Origin of the sequence: Bacillus cereus group sp. N11 (assembly GCF_016483605.1) — a bacterium.
GTDB lineage: Bacteria > Bacillota > Bacilli > Bacillales > Bacillaceae_G > Bacillus_A > Bacillus_A toyonensis.
The window spans coordinates 163,759-177,765 of sequence record NZ_JAEHBN010000004.1; the positions used below are offsets into that span (position 1 = coordinate 163,759).

The window sequence follows — 14,007 nt, forward strand, 5'->3', positions numbered from 1 at the left end:
TTCGGATTTATGTGGAGAGATAAGTGAAAGGGAATTTTTATATGGGTAGGTGGGGGAGTGAAGAAACCCGCACCTAATTAAATAATAGTAAGCTACCCAATGAAATGATGGAGGAAGTGTGACTATTTCTTACACAATGAAAAAGCAGGACATGAGCATGTATACTCATGTCCTGTGCTTTATCTATGCTTTCGTAATTGCACGTGGAAATAAAATGTTATTTTCTAAATGTATATGCTCAAATAAATCAGATTCTAGAGCTTCAAGACGTTGGTAAACAAGTCGATAAGTGCCACAAGCTCCTTCTGGAGGAGTAAAGTCATTTGTCACTTTACGAAGTTCTTTAATAATATTGCCAGCGTGGTTATGTTCATTCTCCAACTCATCCACCACTTTACGTAATTTTGCATAGGTTTCATCAGTTGGATGTTGTTCGAATTCTAAAATTAATGGGAAATCTTCTGTTTCTTCTTTAATTAAATGCTGTTCTAATTCCATCTTAAGTTCATGAAATAGCTTATGAATTTGAGCTAAATGAGGCTGACTTGTTCCATGGACGCGTAATACTTTCGTTACATACGGACTTAATTGTGGCAACTCTTCATTTAAATAGCGATGGTGCTTATTTATAACATAATCAATCAATTCACGATAAGAAGCATTTTTCCAATCAATTTCAGATTCATTTAATAGTTTTGTTTTATCATAAAGCGTATTTAACTCTGTAAGTACTTCTGTTGCTGATAAATTTCTTTCATGAATTGCATCAATAAGTGGTTTATTACCACCACAACAAAAATCTATTCTATATGATTTAAAAAGATCACTAGCTTTCGGAAATTGCGTAACAATCTCACCGACAATAGAAGTTTCAGTAAATGTATGTTCCATATGAATGCCTCCATAAAGTTTAATGTGATAACTAAACCAAGAATAGCAATATATTAAAATCAATGTGGTGATATAAATCACTTATTATGTGTCAGTTTTGAAAATAAACGGAATATATGTTGTTAAAAATGGTCAGGTCCAACTAATAGAACCACCTCAAGGTGGATTTGGTGAACAATCATTTGTATATCAAAATGGAAAAATAATTCGTATGGAAGAGCGAAAAATACAGTTAATATAATCAAATTTGAAATTTGTTAAGAAATGGGACTACAAGCATCGATAATTATATGCGAAAAAGAGCATTATCACTGAAATAAAAAAGCCCTGCACACAGGGCATCTAAAAAAATACCTTAGCAATAACAACGATTTTGGGGACGTATTAGCTAAGGTATTTGGATGGATGGTTGCATACTAAGTATGCGGTCAAGAGCATTGTTGAATGTATTGGGTTATTTAACAAGTTAATAATAACACGAAATTTCTGTTAATTAATCCGTTAAATTTGTCCAAAAAAAGGGTTTCTATAAAAGTTTTTCACCTAAGAAATGGATGCGTGGATCTTAACAAAAGCGTGATTTTAGCTAAAAGAGCATCTAACATAAGTTAAATACTCTTTGACTTAAAATAAATCTTCAGATGTATCTCTAATTGAATAGTTCTCACTAAAATTTACAATAGCAGAAATCTTTTGTTTTTTATCGTCAGCAACGTGTCCGAATAGGTAAATCTCATGTGTTCTATATTCTTTCGGAGGTTCAACTTTTTCAATTACAATATCAAGAATCTTCTCTTTTTTAAAGTAACCAATTGTAACTAGTGCAGCAGTTTTTTTACTGCTGGCCATTCTTCACTGTATTCTTTTGGAATGGATTGAGCCGATACAAAATGTATAAAGATAATCGGAATAGTTAGAAAAATACACTTACAATTCCGTAGCGTAATGATTTTCTTGCCATCAAGTGTCATACCTATCAATAATGTTTTATTTAATCAATCTAACAGTCTGTTATATTAAACCAGAATTAACCAATTAACTATCTATTTAGGTGACAATAGTATTACGAATTTGTAAGGTTTATTAAAAAAAGAGCTTAATAGAAAGTCGAACAAAATAGTTATTTTGGAGGGGGACTTAATAGGGATATTTTGAAAATTGAAATTCATTAAAAAGAGCACTATTAGAATAGTGCCCAACTTCAATTTGCAGGAGTATTATGAGGAAACTTAAGTAGGTGGCTTAAGTTTCTCTGTAATAATTATGAATTTATGATAAGGAAAATGTTTATATTTTAAAGTAATATTGAGGGATATTTGTAAGTAGTGAAATCTTCTTTGAAGATATCTTCAACTAATTGAATCGTTTCTTCATCATAAAAACTATCATAGGTCGGATGCCTTGGGAATAAGGGATCTGTAATATCACCATCTGCATAGTTACCTTTGTAATTTGCTAGATTACTTTGGTGATGCCACGAGTTTATTAATCCGTTTAATGGAGATTTTTTTAAACAATGTTTGTCTTCTAAGACAGACAGATGGGTAGAAAATTTTTCAAGGTAAATGTAATTTGTAACGAACTCTTCTTCTCCTTGTATATATTGAGGTGTGAAGTGTGGGTTTACACCTTCAAAATTTGGTGCATGCGCTTTTAAATAATATAAATACAGTTTAAAGGAAATCTTTTTATTGCAAGATTCATCGCCATAAAGATAACGACGGATTGGCTTCCACTCAGTGGATTCGTAATATGGCGCTGGTATAAGAGAAATAAAGGAACTTACAGCTCTTTTGAAAGGGTTTCTTACCAATTTATACGTGTCTTTTTCTTTTGCTTGTAATGCGTTGGCTAAATCAGTGAAATATGGTATGGAATTTTTATAAATTTCAAATTCATAGTTATGAACAAATGGGCTATATTTTACAACTTCTTTAAACAAATTAATGTGATAAAAGAACCAATATGCGAGTGAAGTGCAGCCGCTTTTTTGGCTCCAAAATAAGATTAAAGGGAAATCTTTGTGAAAGTGAGGGGGACGCCCATACTTGGCTATAAAATCATAAATATTTGTGATAAGCACATTTAACCTCCATTCACTTTGTATACTTTTCTTAGTGTATGGAGGGAATACTGAATATATGAAAATAAGCCATGAAAATGTCTGAATAATTTAAGAGAAATAACTTTTCATAAAAGCGTTATTTGAATAATTATGGATTGTGTTGATTTATAGATACAATAATTAATTTGGAAAACATAAATCTGGAAATAACAATTGATATTCTGGCATTAATCGAAGATCGCTAGTTAAGTTTGCGTAGTGTATGTAATTTTCTTCTAATTTAGCTAGTGTTACAAGATGGTGAGTACCCAAACCATTCTGGGTGCTATGTTTAGAAAGAGTAGGACCAATCTGTAGTTTTCGGTCCTTCATAGCGCTGTTCCATGGACTGTAAAAGAACTTTAAAATGAAAGCAGGATACTTGTAAATAGTAAACGAATAGAACGAGTTATGTCTTCCTACTGAATAGTTACCATGGGAATAATTGTGAATTAATCTACCGCCGCTATAAATGGTAAGAGGCACAGGCTGAATTACTATTCCATGAAAACGTTGTTTGACGAGTGGAATTCCATATCTCGGTTTAGTGTAGGCATGCATAGGGTCATCTACCATTAAAATAGTTCTAATGGAATACATTTTTCTTTTTAATTTAGTAAGTGATGAAAAAAACTCTTCTTTATTAGAACAGCAAAGAAATTCAGTGGTATTCAACACCATTTTCCAGCCCGTAATTTCTTTTTCTATGTTCATTACTTCTTGATCAACTAATACGGCATCAAACTCTAATACTTTTGAATCACGGATTTCCCAATGAGGTGCAAATAATTTACATATTTCAACCGAGCGATCAGTAGACCCACGATTAATAAGAATACCATGATCAAATAATTTTGTGTGGTGCATTAACCACCATGGGAGTAGATACTCTTCATTGTAGAAATGGGAAATTAAAGTTGTATTCATAAAGAGTCCTCCTTTCAAAATTTTGTGGAATATATCCTTATCTAGTATAATATGCTACTTGATCTAAAAAGTTTTCTTTAAAAATTATAATGGATGTTGAGATTTAAAAACACTCAATGAAAGAATATAGCCCACCATGTTCTGAATAATGCAATCCAACCATTCTAAGTAATATGTATTCCAAAATTTTCATAATTACTCCTTTTAGATATAAAGTGCTCAATGAAGATGGGTTTTATAAATTTGTTACAAAATAATCTTTTTCTAATAAGAAAATCACTAAAATATGAGAAAATGATATAACAATATCTATAAATATAGTCCTACTGGAAGAATCAGCGGACATCGAACTATAAGAGCATTAGTAATATTGCTCTGTAGTTCGGTGTCCGCTTTTTTGTTTTTATTAACAAAATATATAAGGGTTGTTTTTATATATGGCGCAATTAACTTTTTCACCTAAAATTGATCGCAAAGCAACGCAGGCTCGTTTAGAAGAGATTCTTGAAAATGTTCGTATTTATAGACAATTTGGGATGATTAGAAATGAGATGAAGGTTACAGCATCTAGCGAGGTAAGATATCATGGTCCAACAAATATGGTAGGGAAGCCAGCAGAAGATATTGCTTTAGCAAATGTTGGTATGAGTGAGCGTACGTATAGACGAAATAGATCTAGTGCTTTTTATAAATTAGCTTTTGCTCTTAGATTAGAAGTATATGAGACTGAAGAAACTGGAGGTAATGAATAATGAATTTTGTTCAGCAGATACGTGATCCAGAAGAAATACAGCAGCTAAAAGAGTATTTTAAGGAGAAGTGTGCATGAAATTAAATTTTATTCATTATGGGAATCAATACAGGCTTGAGAATCTCTGACATTTTAAAATTGAAGGTAGAAGATGTAAAAACGAGTCATATCTCTATGAGGGAAAAGAAAACAGGAAAACAAAAACGTATTCAAAATACTGCAGCATTAAAAAGAGAACTGAAATGGTTTATAGAAGAAAGAGAAGATCATGAATACCTATTACAAAGTAGACAATGAAAGAATCGTCCTATCGGTCGTAGTATGGCATATAAGATATTAAGTATAGCCGCAGCAGAGTTTAGTTTAGATGAAATAGAACGCATACGCTAAGAAAGACGTACGGGTACCATATGTACATGCAAACGAAAAACATAGCACATTAATCATGGAGATATTCAATCACTCTTCAGAGAAGGTCATGTTACGTTATATAGGTGTAAATCAAGATGCAATAGATAAAGCAATGACTAGGTTTGAAATCGAATCATTGCTTTTTTCTTTTTAAATCTAGGGGTACCGTCACCGTTTTTGAAAACCCCCATGCTAAGAGCATACAAAAATTTATACAGTTTGTGGATAATTCAGTAACAAAAGAGAACCCGAAAACCTGCGTCAGGATAGGAATGTATAAAATAATGCATAAATCTGTAGAACAAAAAAAGGAAATTCCTTTGTCAGAGGATGGGCCCACCTTTCCTTGTTATCGATAATGAGACGTCATGTTAGCTTAACATGAATATAATATAAAAAAGGAATTTATAAGATTTGACGAGAATAAAATTGTATTAAAAGGATATCGGAGGTTTTTTATGAAAATCGTAGGACAGCAAATATATCTTCGACTTTACAAAATTTCTGACGCGAGCGAGTTAGCTAACTTACACACTAGAAATCGCGAATTTTTTCAACGAGTTTGTCCATTACTCCCAGAAGTCTTTTATACAGAAGAACATCAAAAAATGCGCATTGAACGAGCATTAAAAAAGAAAGCTGAAGATCAAGTTTACGCTTTTGGAATCTTTTTAAAAGCAACTGATAAACTTATCGGAGACATTTCATTAACTCAAATTGCTAGGGATCCCGCCCAAAGCTGTTATACGGGATTTACCTTAGATAGGGAGCATAATTCAAGGGGCTATACAACAGAGGCTCTTCGACTTGTTGTAGACTTTGCATTTAGAGAATTAAAACTACATAGAATTGAAGCAGGAGCTATGCCTAGCAATATAGCATCTATTCGTGTATTAGAAAAAGTAGGATTTAAAAAAGAAGGTATAGCTAAAGAAAATGTAAAGATTAATGGCAAATGGACAGATCATCAAATATTAGCTATCATCAACAGCCTGGATGTATAAGCACATTTCACTTCCAATAATGAGACGTTATGTCAACCTAACATGTATAGGATATACACTGTTCCTTATTCAACTAAATGGCAGGTTAGTTGAAGTGTATTTTGGTTAATATAGGAATTTTTGGATGCCCCCTAGAATATAAAAAATATAGATTGTATTATAGGAGGTATATAATGAAACAAAACATTTATGATAATCCGTTTTTCTTTAAAAATTATAAGTCATTACGTGAAAATGGATTTACCTTTAATGATTTTGTTGAACAGCCAGCAATTAAATCTATAATTGCTAATCTTACAGATAAGTCTGTATTAGATTTGGGATGTGGAACTGGTCATTTTTCTATGTACTGTGTAGAAAATGGTGCCTCGAAAGTTATAGGAGTGGACATCTCAAGAAATATGATTGAACAAGCTGAAATGTATAACAAAAACGAAAAAATAGATTATATGTGTGTACCAATAGAAGAACTTAATTTGCCAAATCAAAAATTCGACTTAATAACAAGTTCTTTAGTTATACATTACATAGAAGATTACTCACATCTAATTAAGAAAATAAGAGATCTGTTAAAAAATGATGGTGAATTTATCTTTTCAACAGAACATCCAATAGTAACAGCTCGAAAGGAAATGAATAATTGGTTTAAGGATAATAATGGAAACAGATTGCATTGGGCATTAGATAATTATCAAGAAGAAGGAAAAAGAGAGGAACATTGGTGGATAGATGGTGTTGTTAAATATCACAGAACAATTTCAACATTAATTAATACTCTTATAGACAACGGTTTTGTAATTGAGAAAATTATTGAGCCAGAGTCAACTCCAACAGGATTAGAAAAAATGCCAGAATTAATAAATGAAAAACGGAGACCATCTTCTATTATCATTAAATCAAGAAAATATTGAGATTAAACCCTCGTTGATTAACTTCCACTTTCGAGAATTATGTAAATAAGCTGTCCATATGGGCAGCTTTATTTTATGTTCCCGCATAGCGTAGGTTATTTTGAAAAATGCTGGTGGTATCCCTCCCTATACAGCTACTCATAATTTTTGTACTGTGTAACTCAAAAGAGAAAGTTAAATAAAATTAATGATAGCAAGGGATTCAGTGATAGGATCAGTTACACACAATATAAGATAAGGGTAAGTCAATTATTTATATGTTAATATTATGCTATAAACAAGAAAGTGGTGGTTGTGATGAGGGAAAGATGTCCGGTTTGTCAAAACTCTATTGAGGAACCCCAATTAGTAGGAGTGGGAGGGGGACGTGCAGAGCAATATAAATGTGAGAATTGTGGTACATTTTCCATGATTGAAGAAGCGAGAATCGAATTAAATGTAGAGCAGAAGAGAAAACTTTCTGCAATTTTAAGAAAGAGAAACATTAGAGGGATGGGAAAAATAATGATTTTTCTTAATCGACCAGATGAAAATCTTTCAGAATTTCCGTATCCTATTTATCTTTTAGCGGATCTATTAAGTGAATATCCAGATAGTGCTTCTGATAGATTGGATGAGTCATTAATAAACTTAGCTAAATTGTCAAAATTTCCAGGTGACCCATTATATATTCGTGAATCAGATAAATCTCTATTTTTTGTACAGAGTGTTCATTTGTTGGAAATGAAATATATAGCGAACCAATTATTTCAGGACGAATTAATTGAGATATCTAAGCTATCTGCAGCAGATTTTCCTGCACATATTACAGTTACAGCAAAAGGGTGGAATCGTATTGCAGAATTAGAAAAGGGAAGAGAAGCGGATACTAAGCAGGTGTTTGTCGCTATGTCGTTTAGTCCAAAAATGGATAGTCTATATCAGAATGCAATTGCAACGGCTGTAAAAGAAGCAGGTTATGAGCCTATTCGAATTGATAAAGTGGAACACAATAACAAAATTGATGATGAGATTATAGTTAAAATAAGACAAAGTAAATTTATAATTGCAGATTTTACTGAACATAGAGGTGACGTCTATTTTGAAGCCGGCTATGCAATGGGACTTGGTAAACCTGTAATATGGACTTGCAGGGAAAATGACTTAGCAAATCTGCATTTTGATACTAGACAATATAGCCATATTGTTTGGAAAGATGAGAGGGAATTAAAAGATTCATTACTTAATAGAATAAGGGCTACAATCAATTAAAGAAAGGTGGCAGATTCGTGACCGCTTTTTTGCAGTAAATGTGCCGGTCGTTTTGGAGTTAACGTGATATATTTGTATTGTGAGAAGTGGACGAAAACATTGCTCATAAAATTCCTCTGAAAATGGATCTTCATAACTGGTGGCGATGGTTGCAGACTGGATGAATGGTTGTTCTTCATTTCACATTCAATTGCAATTTACGTTGTATAAACGGAGAAGGGGTTTTGCTCTTCTTTTAGTTATTTAATATTGCTGAAACAGATAAATGTAAATAAGATTAGGTGATTGAAAGAAGAATAAAACTTCATTTACCATGATTGAAATGCAAATGTAATACTTAATGAAAAAGCATCCATTCGGGTGCTTTTTATTTTGGAGGGATGAAGGATGGATAAAGCCAAATTAACTAAACCAGCACAAGCGGTTATAATTGGTACATTCATTTCAATGTTAGGACGGGACCTTGTAAATGAACGTATCGATAAAAAGAAATTAGAAAGTGTTATTCCAATCTTTAATGAGTTGGAAGATAGAAAACGCCAAAGTAAAAAATTCGATAACTGGGTGTTCAGATTTTGTTGTACCGGTCATTATTAATACAATAGAAATTATAAAAAGGATAACGGTAGGACGACCATATTGTTTTGTTTTTGCATTTTTCTTAAAGAATGAAAAGGATACATAAGATTAAAAGAATAAAAGCAAATAGAAATAATACGCCACCAATATTACTCAAAATAGCCATTTTCATACCTCTATTTGTAAGATTTTCTCTATTGATTATATAGGAACTTATTGGATAATACACGTTTTATATAAATTTCGAAAATTGATATTTTTAATAGACGTATAAACAATTAATTTGTATATAAAGAAAAATGGATATATTTCCTATTACTTTTTTAAAGAGATTTCATAAATTATAGTATATCGATTGAAAGGAGGAGATTTGAATGGAATTTCAATTGTTAGTGAATTGTATATTACAAGAAGGTAATGCGTATTTTTTAGTAACGAAGGTAGACGATGTAATTACGTTAAAAGTACCGATTACAGCAGGAGTAGCAGCATTATTTTTAGCTTTTGGTGTACCAAGATGTTCTTAATTTAAATCTCTATAGTAGAAAGAGGAGGATAAGCCTCCTCTTTCTACTATTACATAATTATTTTATGTAAACTATAATGGTGTTTTATATTAGCACGTTTAAAATGGACATGCATATACTATAATGTTTCATTGGCGTTTGTGATGAACGATAGTTTTGATAAGTGATATTCTTTTAAGTTATGAAAATAAAAGAGGTGCTATTATATATGAAAAGAAGAACTTTAGATATTCCAGTTTCATTGCGAAGAGAGTGGTTTTTAATAGAGTTAGCTCATTTAACGAAAAAATATGGAATTGAAATTGCAACTAGCAATATGGAAGCCGCACCGTTTTTAAGGGATCAAGTTACGGAATCAAAAATAGGAGCAGGGCTACAATACGATAAATATGATGATGAGTATATAATTGAAATGTAAGTAATACATGGCACAAAAAGAAATGCTTAATAATACTAGTCTTTTAAAAGAGTAACACTGATAAGGAATTACGCTATAAAAAATTATAAAATAAAGCAGATTCTATATATAGAATCTGCTTTATTTTATAATTTTTTAATCAACTAGCCTCTTTCTAATATTTTTCCTACATATTTCTCTTGATTGATTCCAAAAGATTCACGAAGAATGCGAGCATATTCTTTAGAACCTATTGGTCGTTTATTTTTTGTGCCTTTAAAGGTTTCTGTATAATTTTTTTTCGTTAATGATATGTGACCATAATCAATTAATTTACAAGTGATAGCCCCTTTATTAAAAGGCGATTCGTTATGCTCTACAATTACTTTTTGAATGTTATTCACTTTTTTCTCATCTATTGGATCTATAGTGAAAGCATAGCCTATTTTCCATTCGTTTGAAGGTTCAGATTGTAAGAAACTTGTAGATTCGCCGTTTGCCCCTTTTCGCATTTCTAAAATATGTGTACCTTTTCGGGTATTTCGTTTGTAAATTCGATATTCTCCCGTTTGAGAAGATATGACTTCGCCATTAAAGGGGACTGGATGTAAAGGGAGATGAGATGCAAAACCTGCATCCACAATATAATCTGTATGATCATGACTTAAAATGATAATGACATGACCATCATCAGGTTTCCATTTATTATCGTAAAGATCATATACAGTACCAGCTACTTTGTATACTTGAAACCCACAATCAATTAAAAAGTAATACAATAAGGAATTTAATTCATAACAAAGACCGCCTCGTTTTTGAATAAGTAACTTTTCTACTAAGTTATTTTTTGAAATATTTTTAATAGTACCAGCCATAATATCAAGATTTTCATAGGGGAAAATCATTCCCATTTTTAAGAGGACTTCATCTAAATCATCAAATGTTAGTTCTTTTGCGGGAATTTTTAATCGTTTAAAAAACTCCTTTTGTAAATTGGTCATCATAAAGCATTCTCCTTTCTTTTTACAGAATTTTCTTCTGCTTACCGATAGGTTAGTACTTCTAAAAACTTAATTCAAGTCTGCGAAAATTATCATAATATATGTTTCTGGAAATATGATTGTATATTTTGAAATTTCAGTTAAATACTTAGTCATAGGAAAGTCTTACAATACAAGCTTCTTTTAAATTCGTTTGTATGTAATGAAAAGAAAATACATATCTTCATTATGTTTTTAAATAACTAATTAGTAATAAAATGTTTTTTCACTAAAATTTTTTCAAGATTTGTATGCTTTATATAAACAATCATGATTTGAAAAACATCTGGATGTAGTGAAGTTAACAAGTATTGAGAAATTTTTTTGTCGTGTTTACTCAAAAGGAAGAGATGGAAACGAAGAGAATAACGTGAGTTAAGGAAGAGGGTGTACGAGTAATCACATGAATATAGGGCTAACATCTTTTTCAAATAAAAAGATTAGCTATTATTAAGGGAGAAAATACAAATTATTACAAAGAGCACCTTCTTTCAAAAAAAGTGGGGGGGAGTAACATGCGATTAATGAGAAGATGTGTTGCCTTACTAATTATATTTTTTATCATGGCTCCATCGATTAGCACAAATGTAAGGGCAGAAGTTGTAAAAGAGCTTGGAAAGGGGTTTCCTGATACAGAAGTATTTACACCTGGCGATTGGTTTTTAGGACAAAAACCAACTAATTATGATGAGAATAAGCCTCCAATTCTCTTTGTACAAGGCAGAAATGGTAATGCGGATAGTTGGTATGGAAAGACTGTATATCACGATATAAATGATATGTATGACTATGCGTTGAAAGCGGGATATCAAACGGTATTTATTCAATTATATGATGCGGCAGGGAAAGGATCGGCTAGTCAGTGGGACAACGGAAAATTGTTAGCACAAAAACTGGAAGAAATATATAATCATTTCGGTAAAAAGGTTACTATTGTAGCGCATAGTAAAGGCGGTATAGATACACAAGCGGCATTAGTTGGATATCGTGCGAATCGATTTGTTGGGAATGTTATTACACTTGCGACACCACATCACGGCTCAAATTTAGCGGATTTATCATATAGTTGGTGGGCAGGTTGGCTTGCTTCTATATTAGGTCAAAAAGATGATGGTACGTACGCGTTACAAATAGGGGAAATGGCAAAATTTCGTTCAACGATAGATAATGATCCAGCAGTTAAATTAAACCGTTACTATACGGCTACTGGGACTAGCTGGGGACCAGTATTTTCTGCGTTATCTATGGGCGGATTATATTTGTCATCGTACGGCTCGAATGATGGATTAGTAAATGAATGGAGTGCTAAGCTACCATATGGCACACATTTATTTACAGATTCCAAATTTGATCATGACAATATACGAAAAGGATCAGCTGTTTTCGCACGAATTGAACCATATTTACGTAATGCAAATGTAGGCGTGCCAGCTTTAGTAGCACCAAGTAATAGTTCAGAAGAAAATATAGAGCAATTAAATACAACTTCTAATCAAAATATTTTAGGGGGAGAATTGCCACAAAGTCAGTGGATAGAGCAAGCTGTGGCGGTTGATAAAAAGGCAGAAGGAATAGTTTCTGTATTAACAGCTGCTTCTGATGTAGAAATACAACTAATATCTCCAAAAGGAAAAGTGTATACAAATAAAGATAGTACGATAACTACTGGTGAAGGTGAATCTTTCTTTAATGGGGCAACAATTAGTACATTTAAATTTGACAAAATGGACGTAGGAGAATGGAGAGTTAAAATGATGGCGAAGCAGTCGAAAGATGCATACTTAATTGTAAGCGATCACAAAAGTGGCGCGCCATTCGTTCTTCAAATGCCAACAAAAGTCAAAATAAACAAATCAGAGTATAAACTGAAAAAATCACCTGCGGCACCTGAAATGAAAGGAAATCTTTCCATAACAGTAAGAGTTGTTAATAAAGAAGGGAAGCTAGTCTCTGAATTTAATGAATTACAAAATGTTAATACAAATACATTTACAGGTGCTTTGAAGGACATAAAGCAACCAGGGGTATATAACGTTACGATGGATATAAAAGGGATAAATAAAGAAGGAAAACCTTATAATCGTACGATTGTTAAGTCGGTTTATGTGGAGAAGTAAGAGTGAATAGATTTTGATATGAAAATTGCCGAAACCTTGTGTTAGAAGGGGACGGCAATTTTTTATGTTTATTAGGTTAACAGAATAATGAAATAGGGGTTTACGTTCTATAATGGGAAAGAACCACCAAAAGGAACAGTTATAAACTCAGTTTTCCAGAAAGTACCGTAAGCTGGCTTTGATGGTTTATGTGAATCGTGGCAGGAGCATCTTTTATACGAGTTTGAAGAACGATAGTATGAACCCAATATATTACCTCCTGATGATTAATAAATGTAAGATACATAGTAGTATATGTAAATGAACTACTAGTGGCATGTATGCCTATCCTGTATAAGGTGGTAGATTTGGAATATAAAGCACTCAAATGGTGAAATGTAGTTTATTAGAATAATATGTATAACGATTTTTGAAGACGAAAAAATTAATAATTTGGTAGAAAAATGAACTGAAGTTCTAAATAAATTGAAGTATTGATGAAACGCTTATTATACGAATTGCACCTGAAAAAGTAGCATTGTTATTTTTTGGTGCGATAATGTTGTCGTTTAGCGAATTGCTCCTATTTAAACGTTTGTACATTAGAGTCTTTATTCGTTACTTTTTATTTGTGCAGTTGGGCAGGAAGAAGACGAAAGGTATCGAATTCATTTACATAGGAAGCATTGTTTGCTTTTGGTGTGAATAATAGTTAAAGATACGTTGAAATATTTAAAACTGTAACGAAAGAGCTATTAAATAATAGAGGGAGCAACTTACATGGAAAATATATTAAAGGTATCTTCAAAATCAAGTCCAAATTCAGTTGCAGGTGCAATAGCAGGTGTACTAAGAGCAAATGGCAATGTGGAAATCCAAGTAATTGGGGCAGGTTCTTTAAATCAAGCAATTAAAGCAATTGCGATTGCAAGAGGATTTGTTGCTCCAAGTGGTGTTGATTTGGCTTTTGTTCCAGCATTTCAAGAGATTTCTATCAATAATCAAGAAAGAACAGCAATTAAATTAATTGTAGGTCCTAGAAAGAGAAGATCCTAATAAAGTGCCTTTATAGGATGTGATTTGAAAAGTGCGATAGAAATCGTCCTTTTCTTTTTTTA

The 14,007-nt window shown here is 32.2% G+C and carries 15 protein-coding genes and 3 pseudogenes; 11 read left to right on the forward strand and 7 right to left on the reverse strand.

All coding sequences use genetic code 11. The annotated features are described in order from the left end of the window. Positions 1-183 precede the first annotated feature (183 nt). Positions 184-891: an iron-sulfur cluster repair di-iron protein gene (gene ric / locus JDS98_RS08615; RefSeq protein WP_097956850.1), complete on the reverse strand. Its 708-nt coding sequence runs from the start codon at positions 889-891 to the stop codon at positions 184-186. A gap of 76 nt (positions 892-967) precedes the next feature. On the opposite strand from ric, the gene JDS98_RS08620 reads away from it, so the two are divergent. Beyond that, a complete protein-coding gene (locus tag JDS98_RS08620) occupies positions 968-1,132 on the forward strand; it encodes a DUF3954 domain-containing protein (RefSeq protein WP_097956848.1) in 165 nt (54 codons plus the stop codon). A 383-nt stretch (positions 1,133-1,515) separates the two neighbouring features. On the opposite strand, the gene JDS98_RS08625 is transcribed toward JDS98_RS08620, so the two are convergent. From JDS98_RS08625 to JDS98_RS08635, 3 genes are all read right to left on the reverse strand, one after another. Continuing rightward, positions 1,516-1,740 carry a hypothetical protein gene (locus JDS98_RS08625; RefSeq protein WP_242480972.1) on the reverse strand — a complete coding sequence of 75 codons (225 nt, stop codon included), beginning with the start codon at positions 1,738-1,740 and terminating at the stop codon, positions 1,516-1,518. Positions 1,741-2,185: 445 nt separating this feature from the next. After that, positions 2,186-2,974 carry a sulfotransferase family 2 domain-containing protein gene (locus tag JDS98_RS08630; RefSeq protein WP_097956847.1) on the reverse strand — a complete coding sequence of 263 codons (789 nt, stop codon included), beginning with the start codon at positions 2,972-2,974 and terminating at the stop codon, positions 2,186-2,188. A 162-nt stretch (positions 2,975-3,136) separates the two neighbouring features. Next, positions 3,137-3,922, reverse strand: a complete 786-nt coding sequence (locus JDS98_RS08635) for a glycosyltransferase family 2 protein (RefSeq protein WP_001098391.1) — start codon at positions 3,920-3,922, stop codon at positions 3,137-3,139. 437 nt (positions 3,923-4,359) lie between these two features. On the opposite strand from JDS98_RS08635, the gene JDS98_RS08640 reads away from it, so the two are divergent. The 6 genes and pseudogenes from JDS98_RS08640 (at position 4,360) to JDS98_RS08665 (ending at position 8,847) form a co-directional block, all read left to right on the forward strand. Then, on the forward strand, positions 4,360-4,674 hold the full coding sequence (locus tag JDS98_RS08640) for a penicillin-binding protein (protein ID WP_097956844.1): 315 nt from the start codon (positions 4,360-4,362) through the stop codon (positions 4,672-4,674). Beyond that, positions 4,674-5,238 (forward strand): annotated as a pseudogene (locus JDS98_RS30225) (tyrosine-type recombinase/integrase). Before JDS98_RS08640 ends, JDS98_RS30225 begins: the two are co-directional and overlap by 1 nt. Before the next feature lie 304 nt (positions 5,239-5,542). Then, positions 5,543-6,088, forward strand: a complete 546-nt coding sequence (locus JDS98_RS08650; RefSeq protein ID WP_000706290.1) for a GNAT family N-acetyltransferase — start codon at positions 5,543-5,545, stop codon at positions 6,086-6,088. A 173-nt stretch (positions 6,089-6,261) separates the two neighbouring features. After that, complete coding sequence (locus JDS98_RS08655; protein ID WP_000812398.1) at positions 6,262-6,999, forward strand: class I SAM-dependent methyltransferase; 738 nt, start codon at positions 6,262-6,264, stop codon at positions 6,997-6,999. 297 nt (positions 7,000-7,296) lie between these two features. Further along, positions 7,297-8,250: a TIR domain-containing protein gene (locus JDS98_RS08660; RefSeq protein ID WP_001209143.1), complete on the forward strand. Its 954-nt coding sequence runs from the start codon at positions 7,297-7,299 to the stop codon at positions 8,248-8,250. Positions 8,251-8,637: 387 nt separating this feature from the next. Then, positions 8,638-8,847 (forward strand): hypothetical protein, encoded by a 210-nt coding sequence (locus JDS98_RS08665; RefSeq protein WP_199633791.1) that lies wholly within the window; start codon positions 8,638-8,640, stop codon positions 8,845-8,847. On the opposite strand, the pseudogene JDS98_RS30230 reads toward JDS98_RS08665, so the two are convergent. Further along, positions 8,776-8,995: pseudogene (locus JDS98_RS30230) on the reverse strand (excalibur calcium-binding domain-containing protein); the annotation flags it as partial. The gene JDS98_RS08665 and the pseudogene JDS98_RS30230 overlap by 72 nt on opposite strands. Positions 8,996-9,203: 208 nt before the next feature. Here JDS98_RS30230 and exsG point away from each other — a divergent pair. Next, a complete protein-coding gene (gene exsG / locus JDS98_RS08670; protein ID WP_000395673.1) occupies positions 9,204-9,356 on the forward strand; it encodes an exosporium protein ExsG in 153 nt (50 codons plus the stop codon). Between the two features lie 208 nt (positions 9,357-9,564). Continuing rightward, entirely contained in the window at positions 9,565-9,774 is a 210-nt protein-coding gene (locus tag JDS98_RS08675; protein WP_141499547.1) for a hypothetical protein, read from the forward strand. Positions 9,775-9,917: 143 nt separating this feature from the next. On the opposite strand, the gene JDS98_RS08680 is transcribed toward JDS98_RS08675, so the two are convergent. After that, positions 9,918-10,757: an arylamine N-acetyltransferase family protein gene (locus tag JDS98_RS08680; RefSeq protein WP_199633792.1), complete on the reverse strand. Its 840-nt coding sequence runs from the start codon at positions 10,755-10,757 to the stop codon at positions 9,918-9,920. Between the two features lie 551 nt (positions 10,758-11,308). On the opposite strand from JDS98_RS08680, the gene JDS98_RS08685 reads away from it, so the two are divergent. Next, positions 11,309-12,910, forward strand: a complete 1,602-nt coding sequence (locus tag JDS98_RS08685) for an esterase/lipase family protein (RefSeq protein ID WP_199633793.1) — start codon at positions 11,309-11,311, stop codon at positions 12,908-12,910. A 113-nt stretch (positions 12,911-13,023) separates the two neighbouring features. Here the strand turns inward: JDS98_RS08685 and JDS98_RS30720 are convergent. Beyond that, positions 13,024-13,158: pseudogene (locus tag JDS98_RS30720) on the reverse strand (preprotein translocase); the annotation flags it as partial. Positions 13,159-13,669: 511 nt separating this feature from the next. Here JDS98_RS30720 and JDS98_RS08690 point away from each other — a divergent pair. Then, the gene (locus tag JDS98_RS08690) at positions 13,670-13,945 is read left to right on the forward strand and encodes a stage V sporulation protein S (RefSeq protein ID WP_000427795.1); all 276 of its coding nucleotides are present in this window, start codon (positions 13,670-13,672) and stop codon (positions 13,943-13,945) included. Positions 13,946-14,007 lie beyond the last annotated feature (62 nt).